Source organism: uncultured Winogradskyella sp. (genome assembly GCF_947496485.1).
Classification (GTDB): domain Bacteria; phylum Bacteroidota; class Bacteroidia; order Flavobacteriales; family Flavobacteriaceae; genus Winogradskyella.
Genome location: NZ_CANMCZ010000001.1, coordinates 1,607,563 through 1,624,067 on the forward strand (window position 1 = coordinate 1,607,563; position 16,505 = coordinate 1,624,067).

Annotated in this window: 16 protein-coding genes and 1 tRNA gene; 2 read left to right on the plus strand and 15 right to left on the minus strand. The window is 31.5% G+C overall.

What is annotated here, in order from left to right:
* Positions 1-9 precede the first annotated feature (9 nt).
* The 11 genes from rsmA to Q0822_RS06955 form a co-directional block, all read right to left on the minus strand.
* A complete protein-coding gene (rsmA, locus tag Q0822_RS06905; protein WP_299121825.1) occupies positions 10-798 on the minus strand; it encodes a 16S rRNA (adenine(1518)-N(6)/adenine(1519)-N(6))-dimethyltransferase RsmA in 789 nt (262 codons plus the stop codon).
* Between the two features lie 3 nt (positions 799-801).
* Complete coding sequence (locus Q0822_RS06910; RefSeq protein ID WP_299121826.1) at positions 802-1,002, minus strand: hypothetical protein; 201 nt, start codon at positions 1,000-1,002, stop codon at positions 802-804.
* Between the two features lie 9 nt (positions 1,003-1,011).
* Positions 1,012-1,332 carry a DUF4286 family protein gene (locus tag Q0822_RS06915; RefSeq protein WP_299121829.1) on the minus strand — a complete coding sequence of 107 codons (321 nt, stop codon included), beginning with the start codon at positions 1,330-1,332 and terminating at the stop codon, positions 1,012-1,014.
* A 10-nt stretch (positions 1,333-1,342) separates the two neighbouring features.
* The gene (locus Q0822_RS06920; protein WP_299121832.1) at positions 1,343-1,735 is read right to left on the minus strand and encodes a hypothetical protein; all 393 of its coding nucleotides are present in this window, start codon (positions 1,733-1,735) and stop codon (positions 1,343-1,345) included.
* Positions 1,736-1,745: 10 nt separating this feature from the next.
* Positions 1,746-3,530, minus strand: coding sequence for a tetratricopeptide repeat protein (locus Q0822_RS06925; protein WP_299121834.1), 1,785 nt, complete (start codon positions 3,528-3,530; stop codon positions 1,746-1,748).
* Positions 3,531-3,920: 390 nt separating this feature from the next.
* Positions 3,921-5,192, minus strand: a complete 1,272-nt coding sequence (serS, locus tag Q0822_RS06930; protein ID WP_299122268.1) for a serine--tRNA ligase — start codon at positions 5,190-5,192, stop codon at positions 3,921-3,923.
* Between the two features lie 91 nt (positions 5,193-5,283).
* Complete coding sequence (locus tag Q0822_RS06935) at positions 5,284-6,591, minus strand: HTTM domain-containing protein (RefSeq protein ID WP_299121836.1); 1,308 nt, start codon at positions 6,589-6,591, stop codon at positions 5,284-5,286.
* A gap of 1 nt (position 6,592) precedes the next feature.
* Positions 6,593-7,519, minus strand: a complete 927-nt coding sequence (locus Q0822_RS06940) for a bifunctional riboflavin kinase/FAD synthetase (protein WP_299122270.1) — start codon at positions 7,517-7,519, stop codon at positions 6,593-6,595.
* Positions 7,520-7,550: 31 nt separating this feature from the next.
* The gene (gene pth / locus Q0822_RS06945) at positions 7,551-8,183 is read right to left on the minus strand and encodes an aminoacyl-tRNA hydrolase (protein ID WP_299121838.1); all 633 of its coding nucleotides are present in this window, start codon (positions 8,181-8,183) and stop codon (positions 7,551-7,553) included.
* Positions 8,184-8,257: 74 nt separating this feature from the next.
* A complete protein-coding gene (locus Q0822_RS06950) occupies positions 8,258-8,917 on the minus strand; it encodes a 50S ribosomal protein L25/general stress protein Ctc (protein WP_299121840.1) in 660 nt (219 codons plus the stop codon).
* Positions 8,918-9,098: 181 nt separating this feature from the next.
* Positions 9,099-10,040 (minus strand): ribose-phosphate pyrophosphokinase, encoded by a 942-nt coding sequence (locus Q0822_RS06955; RefSeq protein WP_299121842.1) that lies wholly within the window; start codon positions 10,038-10,040, stop codon positions 9,099-9,101.
* Between the two features lie 144 nt (positions 10,041-10,184).
* On the opposite strand from Q0822_RS06955, the gene Q0822_RS06960 reads away from it, so the two are divergent.
* Positions 10,185-10,266 (plus strand) — tRNA-Leu (locus tag Q0822_RS06960).
* Positions 10,267-10,423: 157 nt separating this feature from the next.
* The gene (locus Q0822_RS06965) at positions 10,424-11,809 is read left to right on the plus strand and encodes a hypothetical protein (protein ID WP_299121844.1); all 1,386 of its coding nucleotides are present in this window, start codon (positions 10,424-10,426) and stop codon (positions 11,807-11,809) included.
* Positions 11,810-12,018: 209 nt separating this feature from the next.
* Here Q0822_RS06965 and Q0822_RS06970 read toward each other — a convergent pair whose 3' ends face one another.
* The 4 genes from Q0822_RS06970 to Q0822_RS06985 form a co-directional block, all read right to left on the minus strand.
* The gene (locus Q0822_RS06970) at positions 12,019-12,231 is read right to left on the minus strand and encodes a DUF2892 domain-containing protein (protein WP_299121846.1); all 213 of its coding nucleotides are present in this window, start codon (positions 12,229-12,231) and stop codon (positions 12,019-12,021) included.
* A gap of 70 nt (positions 12,232-12,301) precedes the next feature.
* Positions 12,302-12,922, minus strand: coding sequence for a Crp/Fnr family transcriptional regulator (locus tag Q0822_RS06975; RefSeq protein ID WP_299121848.1), 621 nt, complete (start codon positions 12,920-12,922; stop codon positions 12,302-12,304).
* A 76-nt stretch (positions 12,923-12,998) separates the two neighbouring features.
* Positions 12,999-15,506, minus strand: a complete 2,508-nt coding sequence (locus Q0822_RS06980) for a TonB-dependent receptor (RefSeq protein WP_299121849.1) — start codon at positions 15,504-15,506, stop codon at positions 12,999-13,001.
* A complete protein-coding gene (locus tag Q0822_RS06985) occupies positions 15,490-16,401 on the minus strand; it encodes a FecR family protein (RefSeq protein WP_299121850.1) in 912 nt (303 codons plus the stop codon). The genes Q0822_RS06980 and Q0822_RS06985 overlap by 17 nt, the downstream gene beginning before the upstream one ends.
* Positions 16,402-16,505 lie beyond the last annotated feature (104 nt).

Sequence of the window (16,505 nt, forward strand, 5' to 3'; positions counted from 1 at the left end):
GACGATTATTTAGTTGATGTCATTTTCAATCAACGACGTCAGCACAATAAATTGTGAAACACTTAATTGCTCTGGTCGCTGCCCAAATATAGTATTTGCTTTTAAATTATTCGACAGATTGAAAGTTTTTAAACTATTACGCAATGTTTTTCTACGTTGTTGAAATCCTGTTTTTACAACTCTAAAGAATAGTTTTTCATCGCAAGGTAATATAAAGTCGGCCTTTCTTTTTAGTAATAATACTCCAGAATCTACCTTTGGTGGTGGGTTAAAAACGGTTGGAGGAACCGTAAAAAGATATTCTGCATCATAAAATGCTTGCGTTAATACAGACAAAATTCCATAAACTTTTGAACCTTCTTTAGAACAAATGCGTTTTGCCACTTCTTTTTGAAACATACCTGAAAACTCAGGAATTTGAAGGCGTAATTCTAAAGTTTTAAATAATATTTGAGAAGAAATATTATATGGAAAATTACCAATTATTGCGAATGGCTTGTCCTCGAAAACAAGATTTAAATCGTATTTTAAAAAGTCTTGTTCTATAATACGATCTGCAAGGTTGAGGTAATTGTTTTTTAGATAATCAACAGATTCGGTATCGATTTCTATGACGTGAGTAGTCGTGTCTTTTTTAAGTAAGTACTTGGTTAGCACTCCCATTCCTGGACCAATTTCTAAAACGTCATTGTAACCTTCAAGAGACAGACTATCTGCGATATCTTGAGCAATAGATTCGTCAGTTAAGAAATGCTGACCTAGATGTTTTTTTGCTTTTACTTGGTTATGGTTAGCCACAGCTTATTTAATTTTTTTAGGTTGTTTGATAGCTATATAAATAAGGAATAAGCCAAATCCAAGACCACAAAGAAATCCACCTATGGTTTCGTGAGGTTCTGTACCATAATAAAAATAGGCAATAGCAATACCAACTAGAAGTAGAATAATACTAGTATATTTTACTTTCATTCTGTGTTTATAGATAATGTCTTTGTTCGTCATTAATGCAACTTAATTGAAATTAACAGAATATTCATCTATAATTTCTAGTTCTGTTCTAAAGGCTAGAGATTTATCTGCCCAGCGTTTTAAACCATCACCTCTTAGTCGTTCTGCATCTTCTGCATAATAGGCATCTAATGCTTCTCTAGAATGTGCTCTGTATTGAATAGAGTAGGTGTCTGTTTCGTCATCAGTCACCAATACTTTGGTCAATTTAGCTTCTTTAAATTTACCAGTGGCTAATACTTCTGGAATGTGCTCTTTTATCCAAATTAGCCATTCTTTATTTATGGTTTTATCGACATTTACAGTGACGTTATATATGATCATTTACTAAATTTTAATTTGAAATAATTTTTAAAGCTAACTTAGACTTTGTTAGCTGGACTATTTGAAGTGTGTCAATAACTGATCCTCTCCAATCTTTATATTTTATTTCTAGGTCTGATTCAGAAATATGTTTCCAAGTTCCTGAAACTATTTCGAATTCAATTTGTCCTGTTCCGCACCAATTTGCATTTTGTTTACGCTCAAGAGTACCATTTTCACTAAATTCAATACCAAACTTATCTCTTTTATAATTTCGTTTACTTTTTAAAATCATAGTATTATTTTCAAAATCTTCATACACCCATTTTTGAAACAAAAAGTCTTTGGATTTAAATTGAGTTATCTGAAAGGAACTACAAATTAAAAACAGTGAAATAAATGTTATGTAATAAAAAACTTTCATGTAAGAATAACTAATTGATTGTGTCACCTCTAAGCATCCTAAACTTCTTCCGAGCTTCAATAAAATAGATACTATCTTCAAACTCAAAAATGATTTTCTCATAGAGTTGTTTGGCTTCTTCTGGCTTAGCCAAATGTGTGTAGTAGAGCTCTGCTAAGTAGTAGTGTGCATCGTCTGCTAAAATATCTTCTTTGTAATCTTCAATAATTTCAAGATAATTAGCTTCTGCTTTATTGTATTGTAATTTCTTTTTGAAGAGTTTTGCTTGTTGATACAACGCTTGGTCTGTTATACTTTCGCCTTTGTGCTCTACTAAAATGGTGTCTAAAAGTGAAATGGCTTCATCAGTTTTATTTTGAAAAGCATACAAATCTGCTTTGGCATAGTATTTTAAGGCAGTTTGTGTACTGTCTTCAAATTTATTATCTGAGATTAATAGTTTTAAATCTAAAGCATCATTGGCTATGAGTTGAGATGTTGAAGATTTTAAAATTTTAAGTTGAGATTCTGCCCAATCAAAATCGCCTTTATAATAACTTGTTTTAGCAACTTTAAATCTTGCTTCTTGTGCAATCGTACTATTTTTTAGTTCTGCTTGGATTTGAGAATAGAAAATTAAGGCTTCGTTAAACTTTTCTTGAAGCACTAAAATATCAGCCAATAGTAGCTTTACTTTGGCTTCTTGAAAGTTAGAGATATTTAGCTTCATACTTTGTCTTAAAAAGCTCGTAGCACTATCAGTATCTTTTTTATAAAAGGCTAAAAACTCACCATAGGCTAATTGTAGAGGTAAGGTCAACCTAGACTTACCAAATTCATTAAATAGCTTTTTATAGCTTTCATCTATGCGCTTCAATTCTTTTTCATCTGCATTTTTAGTATCTATTTCTAGTATATATTGATGTGCCGTTAGAACTGTGTCAGCATCTTGAGTGGTATCGATGATGTAATTAAAGATGTTTTTTGCAGTTTCATCATCATTATCAGTGTGTGCGGTAACAGCCAATTCTATAATACGATCTAAGCTTTCGGGATTACGTTTGTAAAGCGCCTTTTCTTGGATGAACGATTTATTATATGCTTTTTCTTGCACGTACAACCAACTTAGCATTTCGTACCAATACGGGTTTGGTTCTTGCTGTATTTTTTTTAAAAGTGATCGTCTCAAATACGTGTTGTTTTCATTAGAGCTATTTTCTGAGATAAAATCGCTAATGGCACGTTTAATATTGTTGAGGTAATTTGGTTTGTAAGCAATATATTCAATATAGTTAGCAAACATTTTTTCAACATTGCCTTGATCACCGTAAATACGTGCTAATTGGATACTATAATTTTTGTCAGGAGTCAATAATTTGCCTTTATCGTAAACACGAATAGCCTGTTCTAACAGAGAATGGTCTTCAAATTTTTTGGCAATACTGTAAATGTAATTGGGTTTTTTATCTACATATGAAATAGCTTCTTCATATAATATATTAGCTTTTTTTAAACTATCCTTAAGTTGAAAATTATACCCTAATTCAATAATTAAAGTCGGATTTCGTCTTTTTTCTAAACGTTGAATAAGTATATTCTCGGCTTCATCTAATTGCTCTAACTGTTGATGTATTGCAATTAATTTATAGAAGTACTCGTAGTGATAAGGTTTTTCTTTATTTAAGTTTTGGTATATGATAAGTGCTTTTTCAAATTCACCTTTTTTGTAATAACTTTCTCCTTGAGCTACATTGTTTTGTGCCAAGCAAGAAAACCATCCAATAATTAAAAGTAAAATGAAAAATCGCTGTTGCATGTTTGTCTTTTGTGTAAATATAACAAATGCGCATACTAGATATTGTAAATGTTTTTATAAAAAAATGCCTAAACTCTCCGTTTAGGCATTTTGACCAGCAAAATAAATGTGCTATTAACCATTATTTGTTAAAATATGATTCAGTTATTCTGTCTAGGTTTTATTTATTTTACTATTTCTAATTTAACTGTTAAAATAAGACTTTGCTTACCATAACAATTAATGAAACAAGTAATACAATTCGTTTTAAATTCTTCATAGTTAGGCTAATCCGTTGATTGGGATTGCTAACTTGATAAAAATAATCAAATTAAACGAAGAAATACATAAAAAATCGACAAAAAGCCTATTTTTTTAACAAAACAGAGAAAGTCATACTTAAATATAATATTAAGATATGATGTCGAAACCAGTATAAGGCACTAAAACTTCAGGAATTTTTATACCGTTTTCAGTCTGATAATTTTCTAATATTCCGGCTAAAACTCTAGGTAGAGCTAAAGAGCTTCCATTTAATGTGTGGCATAATTCATTTTTACCATCACTATTTTTGAAACGTAATTTTAAACGATTGGCTTGAAAAGCTTCAAAATTAGATACCGAAGAAATTTCTAGCCAACGGTCTTGAGCTGTTGAAAAAACTTCAAAATCATAAGTCAATGCAGAAGCAAATGTAGTATCACCTCCACATAATTTTAAGATCCTAAATGGTAATTTAAGTTCTCGTAAAATAGCTTTAATATGTTCAATCATGCCATCGAAAGCTTTGTATGAATTATTCGGATGTTCAACCCGGATGATTTCCACCTTATCAAATTGATGTAATCTATTTAATCCTCTTACATGCGCGCCATAACTCCCAGCTTCACGTCTAAAACACGGTGTATAGCCTGTAATACCAATAGGTAAGTCAGTTTCATTTAGCAATTCATCTCTAAATACATTTGTACCTGGTACTTCTGCCGTTGGAATTAAATACAAATCGTCACGAGAATCATGATACATTTGCCCATCTTTATCTGGCAATTGTCCAGTACCATAGCAAGATGCTGCATTCACTAAGTGTGGTAATTGATATTCGGTATAACCAGCTTCAGTATTTTTATCTAAAAAATAAGCAATCAATGCACGTTGTAATCTAGCACCTTTTCCTTTGTAAACAGGAAAGCCAGCTCCAGTGATTTTATTACCCAATTCAAAATCAATGATATCGTATTTTTTTGCGAGCTCCCAATGTGGTTGAGCTTCACTATGCAACGCAGGAATTTCACCCTCTTTGAAGATTTCTTCATTATCTTCCTCTGAGCCCCCTTTAGGTACAGACTTATGAGGTACATTAGGAATTTTGTATAATAACTCAGTTAATATATTAACCTTATCATTTAATTCTTGCTCTAAAGTTTTTGTAATCTCCTTTAGTTGGATAGTTTTCTCTTTTAAAAGATTTGCTTTTTGAGTTTCACCAGACTTAAATAAGTTACCAATTTCTTTAGATATGCTATTAGACTCTGCTTTTTTATTGTCTAACTTAGTTTGAAGTGCTTTGCGATCTTCGTCCAACGCAATGGCATTATTAAGCATTTCGGTAGCATCGATATTTCGCTTTGCTAAACGTGCAATGATGTCTTCTTTATTTTCCCTTATGAATGCAACTTGTAACATATCTGTAACTTTAAGTTCTACGGCTATTGACACAATAGAAACAAGCTACAAAAGTATAAAGAAGAATAACCAGATAAAAATAAAAAGAAGTCTATTTTGAGGGTAATATCCAATCGTGATGTTTAAAATGATACCACTCCTCATTTGCGATATCAACTTTTGGATCAATGAGTTGTTTTGAAGGCTTTCCATTTACACTCACATAGGATTTCACATAGACTTTGACAGCCACTCCTTTTTTTGCAAAATCTTGTTTTAAGTGTTGTGCAAATTGCCATATAACATCTGGTTTTGTAGTCGCACTACGTTGCTGTTTTTTAGTTAAATAATCATTTAATTTAATAGGTATGTTGTTATTGGTATTGGCATCAATTACAGAATATTTAATTCTGCCACTTTTGGCGCGTAACATCATTCGCCAAGACAATCTATGACCTTCTTCGGTCCAAAGGACATTATCTTTAAAAAAATGGTGACGGAGTGGAAGCGCTACTTGAATTAGAAAATAGACTGAGAGTAGAGAAATCAATATAGTATTATATTTAGGTATAATAATTTCATCAGAATTGTAAAATGGCTTTCCTTTTAAGAACATATTTCGAATGGTTTTAGGCTCAAAAAAGAATAGGCTAAATGCTAAAGACAAATAGGGAAATATACCTATCTGAAATACGACAGAATTAAAAAGATGAAAGAAGATAGAAGCAAAGAACGCGTACTTGCGAGTCGGTTTAAATAATAGTAATGGAATTATTAAACCATCAAACAAAATACCTCCATAAGCAATAATATAATGAACTGTTGAATGTTGTAATAAACTACCTATTACAGGAAGACTTGCCTTGCCTTTCATTAATAATTCAGGGACAGAAGCATTTAGCCAGTCTGGATAAAATTTTGCAATCGATGCATATGTGTAAAGGATAAATAATTGTACTACAAAAATCCACTTGCACCAACTCGGCATGGATATCTTCTTTAACAAAGGATTGAGCTTAACATCGACAGAAGCATAACGATTTGCTGGTAATAAGACCATTATAAAACTCAAAAGAGCGAGTAAATAGTAGTGGTTATTATACGATGATTTTTGCATTAAGTAAGTGGCTGTCCACATCATGGCGAACATCAACATACTAAATCTGTATTTATAGCCTACCATTATCAGCAAACCAAAAATCGACATAAGTATATAATAAGCATACATCCAACTATCAGGAAGTGGTTGTAACCATTCAAAACCAATAAAGGAAAATGTAAATTGAGGTTCTAATAATGTGCGTTTTACCCAACCCGTAAGTATGGCTCCAAAAGACTCTAAAAAGCACAATAATCCAAAAACAATTCTAAAGATTATAAGACCAGAATTATCAATATGTTTGAATAAAAATTTATTCATGCTATAATTTTATATAGTCCAATGCTGCTTTTTTATCTTTTTTAAGCTGTGTTTTTAAAGCTTCAAGATTTTTGAATTTATGTTCGCTACGAAGACGCTTTAAAAATTCAATCTTTAGCTCAGTATTATAAATATCTTCATTAAAATCGAAAAAATGAACTTCTACAGAACGTGTTTTTCCGTTAACTGTTGGATTGGTTCCGATATTCATCATTCCAAAAACAGTATTATTTTTTAGTTGAGATTTTATTACATAGACTCCATCATTTGGAATCAATTTATAGGACTCTTTTATATGAATATTAGCAGTTGGGAAATCGATAGTTCTACCTAATCCCTTTCCTTTAATGACTTTTCCGGTGATGTAGAAATTATAACCCAAAAATGAATTTGCTAAATCAACCTCACCATTATTTAGTGCATTCCTTATTTTAGTAGAACTTACGGTAACGTCTTCTATATCTTGTGCTGAGATTTCTTCAACTTTAAAGTGATATAATTGAGCGAATTCTTTTAAATCTTTAATGTTAGCGCTTCTGTTTTTTCCAAAGTGATGGTCGTAACCGATAACAATCTGTTTAGTATTTAACTCGTCAACCAAAATTTTTTTCACGTAATCCTTGGCAGATAGGCTAGCAAATTTTTTCGTAAATTTTTTTACAATGACCTCTTTTATACCGAATGACTTTAAGAGTTCTATACGCTCATCTATTGTATTTAATAATTTGATAGAATCATCTTTTTGAAGTACCATTCTGGGATGTGGAAACAACGTTAAAACTACAGGTTCATAGTTTTGTTCTTTGGCGAGTGCAACAACGTGTTTTAATATTTTTTGATGCCCAATATGAATACCGTCGAAGGTGCCAATGGTGATTACTTTTGCTGATTTTGCATTCAAATTTAAACTGTATTGTTGTTTTTTAATTTGTAAAGTTGCCTGAAAACAAAGCTACATTTTATTTTCCGTTAAATTGATTCATTGTATTATTAACACCAGCGAGCACAAAAGATTTTATAAGTTCTGCGGAAGTCTTTAGACGTTCTTCTAATTTAGAATTCTCCTCATCATGCCATTCTCCAAGAACATAATCTACTTGTCTCCCTTTACCAAAACTATCGCTAATACCAAACCTAAAGCGGTTATACTTTGTGGTTTGTAATTTGTCTTGAGTGTCTTTTAGGCCATTGTGCCCACCATCACTTCCTTTTGTTTTTAAACGAAGTGAACCAAAAGGTAGATTGAGATCATCGGTGACTACGAGCAAATTCTCTAATGGTATCTTTTCTTTTTCTAACCAGTATTTAATAGCTTTTCCACTAAGATTCATATAAGTACTAGGCTTCAGAAGAATAAGAGAACGTCCTTTTATTTTTACAGTAGTTATATCGCCTAACTTTTGAGTTTCAAAAGTGGCTTCTTCATTTTTAGCGATATAATCTAAAATTTTAAAACCTATGTTATGTCTGGTGTTGGCATATTTTTCTCCAATATTTCCTAAGCCAACAATTAAGAATTTTTTCATTTTAACGTCTTCCTTTAATTCTGTATCGTTACTAAAACCAAACCAATTTTTAATAATCTCCCACATAATTACAATTTATGTAAAAATAAAAAAAGCATTCTGTTACAGAATGCTTTTTAAATATTTGAAATAGTTTTTATCTATTCTTGTGCTGCTTCTGCTGCTGGTGCATCTCCGCCTTCGGCAGTTGCTCCTTCCGCTGCTTCAGTTGCTCCTTCTTCTCCTTCTTCCTCTTCTTCTTCATCAACAATAGCTAATCTACTACGTCTTACTTGGCAAACAACAGTGTTGTCTGGGTGTAAGAATTTATAATCGTCATTCTCTAATTCAGTGATGTAGAACTTACTTCCAATTTTTAGAGGAGTAATATCTATCTCAATAAAATCTGGTAATTTTGAAGGGATAGCTTTTACTCTTAGCTTACGGTAAGGCATCCTAAGGTTACCACCATTTAATACACCTTTAGACACTCCTACAGTTTTTACAGGAATTTCCATTGTGATTTGTTTGTTTTCGAAAATTTGATAGAAATCGACATGTAAAATTCTATCTGTTACTGCGTGAAATTGAATGTCTTGCATTACTGCATTGTATTCTTCACCGTTATCTAAGGCAATCACAACTGTGTGTGCGTTAGGTGTGTATACGAGTTTTGAAAAAGCCAGTTCTGGTGCTGAGAAATGTAATGGCTTGTCTCCTCCGTATATAACGCAAGGAACCTGACCAGCATTACGTAAGGCTTTAGTTGACTTTTTGCCTACGCTTTCTCTTTGAGATCCGTTAATTGTAATTGATTTCATTTTTGAAATGTTTGTTTAATAAATATTTAATTCCCTCATTTTGAGGGCTGCAAATTTAGAAATATTAAATGAAAATACTAGTGTTTTGAAGCTATTTTTTATTCGAATTGGGTTTCACCAAGAATTGAGAAAAAATCACTAGTTATTAAAGCGTTAAAATCAGCACTATAAAACCGCTCGATTACATTACAAATTTATTACTAATCGATTCATTGTGATGTACGTGATGCATTACTTCAGCAAATAAATCTGCACAAGTAAGGACTCTAAGTTTTTTACTTTCTTGTTTTAAAGGGATAGAGTTAGTAACAATTAATTCTTCCAGTTTAGATTTTTCTAGTTTTTCGTAAGCATTACCAGATAAGATAGGGTGTGTGCAAATAGCTCTTACACTTAGAGCACCACGTTCCATCATTAAATCTGCTGCTTTAGTTAGAGTCCCAGCAGTATCTACCATATCATCTACTAAAACTACATTTTTACCAGTAACATCACCAATGAGTTCCATGTGCGATATCACATTAGCTTTTGCACGTTGCTTATAACAAATTACAACATCACTACCCAAAGCTTTTGAGTATGCATAAGCTCTTTTAGAGCCTCCCATATCTGGAGATGCAATAGTTAGGTTATCTAAGTTTAAACTTTTTAAGTAAGGTAAAAATATTGTAGAAGCGAATAGATGATCTACTGGTCTTTCAAAGAATCCTTGAATTTGATCAGCATGTAAATCCATAGTTATAATTCTTGTTGCACCAGCAGCTTCTAGCATTTTTGCTACCAATTTTGCCGCAATTGGCACTCTTGGTTTGTCTTTTCTATCTTGTCTTGCCCAACCAAAATAGGGCATTACTGCAGTAATATGTCTTGCTGAAGCACGTTTGGCAGCATCTATCATTAAGAGCATTTCCATTAAATTCTTTGGTCCAGGATGTGTGGAACCTATAATAAAAACACGTGTACCTCTAATAGATTCTTCATAAGATGGCTGAAATTCACCATCGCTATAAGTAGATGTAATTACATTTCCTAGTTTAACTCCATAGGCTTTAGCAATTTGTTCTGCGAGGTATGTACTTTGGGTACAAGCAAAAAATTTGGCTTCTTTAGTTTTGTAAGACATTTGATATCAGATGTTTAGTTGGTATAGTAATGGGATTTTTAATTCCTTCAAATTTAGAAAATTATTTTACTACGAAAAGCATAAAACCCACTAAATTTAATTGATTGCGAGAAATAATTTTCTATTTTTGCAGTCCAATAAATTGCTCAAGTGGCGGAATTGGTAGACGCGCTGGATTCAAAATCCAGTTTCTTCGGAAGTGTGGGTTCGATTCCCACCTTGAGTACATATAAAATCCGTAATTCATTTATTATAAAATGATTACGGATTTTTTGTTTTTAGTTGAGAATTATGTGAGTATTTGCATAGAGCGTTGTTTTACCTGTCTTTGGTATGTTTTTTGTGGCTTTATGATTCATAACTAACTACAAATTAACATCACTATGACAGGAAAATTAACTCTTTTTTGTACTATTTTTTTAATAGGTGCAAGCATAATAAGTGCCCAAAACGAATTAGAATGTAAGACTAAACTTTCGCTATTTCATGATTCTGTTAAAGCAAAAAAATATGATGCCGCTTATGAACCATGGTTGTATGTAAAAAATAATTGTCCTGACCTTAGCTTAGCAACTTATGCTGATGGCGAAAAAATTCTAAAACATAAAATTGATGATACTGATGGCGAATTAAAGATAAGTTTTATTGAAGCTCTTATAGATTTATGGAAAAAGAGAAGCCAGTTTTTTGAAAGTAAAACACCAAATGGTGAATATACTGCTAAAGCATGTCAATTAATGTATGATTATAAAGATGAGTTGAGTAAAAATAATAAAGAGTTATATGATTGCTTCAACGAAGGGTTTAATACAGACAAACAAACTTTTACACATCCTAAAAGTTTATACACTTACTTTTCTTTAATGGTAGATCTTTTTAATGAAGGTGAAAAATCCGCGGCAGAATTATTCAATGCGTATGATGATGTCAGTGAAAAAATACAATTTGAAGTTCAGAATTATTCAGAAAAATTGAATGCATTAGTATTAAAAACCGAAACAAACAAAACACTTACCAAAAAAGAAGAAAACAAGAAAAAAGTCTACGAAAGTTATCTGAAGAACTATGCTCTCATTCAAGATAATATTGACGCCATATCTAGTAGAAAAGCTAATTGCGATAATTTAGTTCCGTTATATTCTAGAGATTTTGAAACTCATAAAAATGATTCCATTTGGTTAAAACGATCGGTGAGCAGAATGTATCACAAACAATGTACTGAAGAAGAGTTATACGAAAAACTTGTTAAGCAATACGATAAGGTCGCACCTTCATATGATACAAAAATCTTTGTGGCAACAATGTTGATCGCTAAAGGAAAGGATAAAGAAGGATATCAATATTTAGAAGAGGCCTATTTTTTATTTGATGCTAGTCCTTATAAAAAATCAAAATTAGCGTTTAGGATTGGGGTTATATTTAAGAATAAAAATCAGTATAGTAAGTCTAGAAGATTACTTTTAGAGGCTTTAAAGTTAAATCCTTCTAATGGGAAACCTCATTTAATCATTGCTGAAATGTATGCTAAAAGTGCAAAGAACTGCGGAAAGGATAATTTTCACCAAAGAGCAGTATTTTGGTTAGCTGCGAAAGAAGCAAAAAAAGCTTCTAGAGTTGATCCTACATTACAAAAATTAGTCAATCAATCGGTTTCTAATTATGAAGCAAAAGCACCATCAAAAGAAAAAATATTTCTTCTTGATATGGGAGGGAAAACGATAGAAATAGGATGTTGGATTAATAGATCTATTGTAGTTCCTAAACCTTAATAAGTAAATTACTAGTTCTCTATTTAAAACAACTCAGAAGCAATAGCTTTTATATTATCACTTTTTTCCATAGAATAATAATTTTCACTTTTAGACTTGAAATTGCTCTGAACTATAGGTTTATTTCCTAGAAAAATATCGAACCACCTTTAAGTATATGAAGGAGGTTCGCCATTAAATCTCTTTATAAAATTATTTACTCCATTCTTTCACTTCTTATCCGTAATTGAACAAGTTTTTAATCCGAATGGCGCATACAATGGGCAGAAACTAATTAAACTGGTTAAAACAAATATTCCAGCTAAAATTAGTAATATGACACCTAAGGTTCCAGTAATTATTTCTTTAAAGTACAATACACCAACAATAGCAGCGATTATTAATCTAATAACTCGATCTGCTGATCCCATATTTTTTTTCATCTCATTTAGTTTAAAATTATACAGCAAAGATTATAAAATAGGTAAAGCTAAACAGTGACTATAGTCACAACTATGCAATAATTTTTATCCCTCCAGAATCTTGTATTATCTTACTTTCTAATTCTAGTTTTTTAAGTAATCTCGTAACCACTTCACGCGCAGTGCCTAATTCATTAGCTATTTGGTTGTGGCTCATTTTTATAGAGGAGTTGTTTGTTAATTCTGACTTGTTTTTTAAATGTTCGTATAATCTTTTATCCATTCTATCAGTTAAGAGATGACCAATAGTATCTAATAATTCTGAATAACGTAAATTAAATTGATCGTAAAATAGTTGATTAAAGTCAGGAAAATCTTTCAACCATTTAGGAAGCAAGCGCACAGGAATTAATAAAATTTTAGAATCCTCTTCAACAGATGCATAAACCTTACTTGGAGTATTTTTCAAGGACGCATAGAACGTCATTACACAGCTTTGAGATGGTTGAATATAGTATAGTAGAAGCTCTTTATCATTAAAACGAGAATAAACTTTCACAAGTCCTTCAAGAACAATAGGTAAAACTTTAACGTATTGCTCCTCTCGTAAAATTTCTGTGCCTTTTTGGAACTCTTTAATAGAAGAATTCTCCAAGACTTTCTCTAATAATGGAGGTTTTAAAAATGATAATAAGTTTTTATCAAAATCCATATTATTAATTTATCATATAAATTAAAGATACAAACTTCTGATGTATGTTATAGTCTAAAGAAAAAATACGTTTAGCTTAAAAATACAGTCTAAACACAGCGTTGGTTGTAAGACCTAGTGAAAATCTTGAGAATCTGTCAACTGTATTATTCTCATTAATTCTGAAATAATTGTTTATGGTATTTTCTCTATCGGAAATATTCCAGATTGAAGCTCCTATTTCTGACCTGAAGGTTTTGCTTATTTTAAATTTATAAATTGCAGATGCATCGATTCTAAGATAATCTCTTAATCGCTCTTGATTGGCAGAATCAAAATTTACTTCATCATCTTCAATTTCATCTCCAAATATTGGAATTGAGGTTGGCTTTCCTATTCTGTAATTTAGGCCTGCAGAAATATCCCAAGAATCATTGCTATACGTACTTCCTAATGTAATTGAATGTGAAATATCGAAATTACTTGGAAATTCTGTTTCTTGCAAAGCATCAAATGTGTATGTGTTATTTACATAAGAATAACTCAACCAACTATTGATGTTATTAAACTTTTTTCTGAATAGAAACTCTATTCCAAAGACATCGTAACTGCCTGTTTCTCGAGCAAATTCATATTTAGTAGTAAAGCTTTGACTTTGGGTTGTAATGCCATCCACATTTTTGTAATACGCTTTGGTATCTAAAAGCCATCCGTCTTTAGAAAATATAGCACCAATTGAAACTTGCTTACTTTCTAATATTGGGATTTCATTATCATCAGCAAGTTGCCATCGTCTTTTTTCAATACCTAAGAAATCATTTTGAAAGTTAACAATCTGAGATGTAGTTTGATGTTTAAATTCACCTAAGGCCTCTATTTCAAAATAATCATTAAGGGCTTTCCTAATGCTTAATCTTGGTTCTATGATGTATTTCTCAAATTTAGGTAGATAATTGGCTCGTATTCCACCTCGAATAGAAAAATCATTATTCTCATTGGTGTACCATGCCTGACCGAAAACAGCGTGTGATCTTATAATTTCTTCATCGCGTCTCACAAATCGTGGCAAGTCAATATCGTTAAGGTTAATAATTTCGGTTTCAATAAAATTATAACCAAGATTAAACTTCCAGAGCTCTTTTTGGTATAAATTATCTACTTTAATATTTGTTTCGGAAACGACATTTTCTTGCAAGAAGAGTTGGTCTGCCAAGACATCAGCATTTAGAGATTGTAGTTTATAATCTGTATTAAATACATTGAATATTGTCGCTAGTTTTTTGTTCCATTGTCTTTTATAGTTCAATCCAAAAGCAAGACTGTTTTGAGACACATTACTTCGTCTTGTACGCTCAGACTCTTCTATTATAGCAGTTTCATTAAAGCTTAAGTTATTATCTATATGTATAAAATTTAATCTCAGAAAATCCTTCTCACTAGGTTTATAGAGCCACCTTAATGAAACGTCGTTAAAATCAAACTCCTGATTAGAATTTGAAACTTCAGCAGTATTGTCTTGTGCTTCTGTGTCTTGAGTTACTCTTTCAAAATAAACATCATAGGTGGGTGTTCTAACCAAATCATCCAAAGATTTTCTAGTAGATACTTGTATTGATGATTTTTCTCCAATGGGAATATCTGTAAACAACTCAGCATTTAAAAAATTGAGACCAAAAACACCTTCAAATTCAGAATTTATTTTTTTATTAGTTTGCATGTGAATTGTGCCAGAAATACCATCAGTATAAGCAACGTCTGTTCCATTATTAATGACACTAGCTGTTTGAGTCATATGCGGATTAAAACTCGAAATAAGACCAAAAAAATGACCTGTCTGATACATCTTTATATCATCCCATAGTATTAAGTTTTGGTCATTAGAACCACCTCTAATATTTATATTAGAAACTGTTTCATCTGCACTTAAAACACTTGGTAAAGCTTGAACGGTTTGAAGCACGTCAGACTCTATAAGGCCAGGTAATAAACTGAATTGATCATAGTCTATAGATGTTGTCCAATCGTTCTCTTTATTAATTCCTTTAACTAAATAGGCCTCAAGAAAAACAGCACTAATTTCTTCTTGCTGCTCTAACATGAATATAAATTCACATTCTTCTAAATAAAAGGAATTTACAGGACGTTTAATAGTTTTAAACCCAATATACCTTATGGTGAGTAGCTCATCTAAAGACTCTAATTCAATTTCAAAATAACCGTTTTCATCACTAATCGTATAAGCAGATTTACCATTAATCGTGGCATCTGTAAGCGGTTGTTTTAAATAAGCGTCTTTAAGATATCCGCATATCGATATGGTTTTGGATATTGTAATGACAGCATCACTAACTTTAGTGAAGACTAGGTTAGTTTGTTCTTTCAGATTATTGACTTTTTCCAATAAAGTTAGTTTTTCTGAGGGAGGGAAAACATTAATATCTTTAAGAAGGTTACTCTTATAATTAAAAGTAACATTATGAAAAGTACTTATTTTATCTAATACTTCTTTTAATGGTAGTCTTTCATTTTGTGCTTGAGCTTGTAGTGTGAAGCACGATAGTAGAACTAGTAAAATAGATAAGTAACACTTAGTTTTTATTGGCATTCCTTAATATGACTTGGTCGTTTTCAATCGAAAAAGTCAAATTTAAGGGTTGCGAGATAGATTTTAAAGCATTTTCTAGATTATTATGTTCAAAAGCACCTGTAAAATTAATAATAGTATCTGTATTTGTTTGGTGTTTTACTTGTACATTGTATTGCTTTTCAAGTTCAGCCAATACAGCATCAAGTTTTGCATTATCAAAAACACTCATATTTTTAAGCCAATTCGGTTCAGCAATAGCAATATCTGCTTTTAAACTCGTCCCAGATTCTAAAGTAAATTCTGTTCCGGCAGGTAATTTTACTTCTTCATTACCATAGCTTACGCTTACTAAACCTTCATAACAAGATACTTTAAAAGTACCTTCTTTTGATATGACATTAAATTCAGTTCCTAAAACGCTTACTGTACCAAACTCTGTAATAACTTCAAAACGTTCACCTTTTTCTACATCAAAAAAGGCTTCACCTTTAAGTTCTAAGGTTCTTTTCTCATCCCATTTACCTGAATTATATTCTAGATGAGATAATTCATTAAGGTTTACGATTGAGTTATCAGGTAGTGTTATAGTTTCAGTTTGTGCTAATTTGGTATCAAAAGATTGGATATTGTTTTGATTAAAAACAGTAAATAATGCCAAACCAATAACGAATACTGCTGCAATTCTCATGGCTACATTCATCCAATTTGTACCAGAATTGCTGTCCTCAGTAGTTAAATGTTTATCTAATTCTTCAAAAGAAACAACTTTAGCGTGGTCTTCACCTCTATATAGTTGCGCCTCTTCAATGATCTCTTCATATAGTTTAGCATCGTCCATAGCTTTAAAGGATGTTTCCTCAGCTTCAGACAATTCGTTACTTAACCACTTTTTTACTAAATATTCTTTATCCATAATTCTGGCTTTATATACTTAAAACAACTCACTTTTAAAATGTCCCATAAAAAAATGAAATAATTTTATTTCTTGTGCTGTTCTATATTTAAAACAACTCATTT

What these genes read in the sequence shown, in the direction of transcription:
- Q0822_RS06910 (WP_299121826.1), bottom strand. Translation starts at nt 1,002, where the DNA reads ATGACGAACAAAGACATTATCTATAAACACAGAATGAAAGTAAAATAT.
- Q0822_RS06915 (WP_299121829.1), bottom strand. Translation starts at nt 1,332, where the DNA reads ATGATCATATATAACGTCACTGTAAATGTCGATAAAACCATAAATAAA.
- Q0822_RS06920 (WP_299121832.1), bottom strand. Translation starts at nt 1,735, where the DNA reads ATGAAAGTTTTTTATTACATAACATTTATTTCACTGTTTTTAATTTGT.
- Q0822_RS06925 (WP_299121834.1), bottom strand. Translation starts at nt 3,530, where the DNA reads ATGCAACAGCGATTTTTCATTTTACTTTTAATTATTGGATGGTTTTCT.
- serS (WP_299122268.1), bottom strand. Translation starts at nt 5,192, where the DNA reads ATGTTACAAGTTGCATTCATAAGGGAAAATAAAGAAGACATCATTGCA.
- Q0822_RS06935 (WP_299121836.1), bottom strand. Translation starts at nt 6,591, where the DNA reads ATGAATAAATTTTTATTCAAACATATTGATAATTCTGGTCTTATAATC.
- pth (WP_299121838.1), bottom strand. Translation starts at nt 8,183, where the DNA reads ATGTGGGAGATTATTAAAAATTGGTTTGGTTTTAGTAACGATACAGAA.
- Q0822_RS06950 (WP_299121840.1), bottom strand. Translation starts at nt 8,917, where the DNA reads ATGAAATCAATTACAATTAACGGATCTCAAAGAGAAAGCGTAGGCAAA.
- Q0822_RS06955 (WP_299121842.1), bottom strand. Translation starts at nt 10,040, where the DNA reads ATGTCTTACAAAACTAAAGAAGCCAAATTTTTTGCTTGTACCCAAAGT.
- Q0822_RS06965 (WP_299121844.1), top strand. Translation starts at nt 10,424, where the DNA reads ATGACAGGAAAATTAACTCTTTTTTGTACTATTTTTTTAATAGGTGCA.
- Q0822_RS06970 (WP_299121846.1), bottom strand. Translation starts at nt 12,231, where the DNA reads ATGAAAAAAAATATGGGATCAGCAGATCGAGTTATTAGATTAATAATC.
- Q0822_RS06975 (WP_299121848.1), bottom strand. Translation starts at nt 12,922, where the DNA reads ATGGATTTTGATAAAAACTTATTATCATTTTTAAAACCTCCATTATTA.
- Q0822_RS06980 (WP_299121849.1), bottom strand. Translation starts at nt 15,506, where the DNA reads ATGCCAATAAAAACTAAGTGTTACTTATCTATTTTACTAGTTCTACTA.
- Q0822_RS06985 (WP_299121850.1), bottom strand. Translation starts at nt 16,401, where the DNA reads ATGGATAAAGAATATTTAGTAAAAAAGTGGTTAAGTAACGAATTGTCT.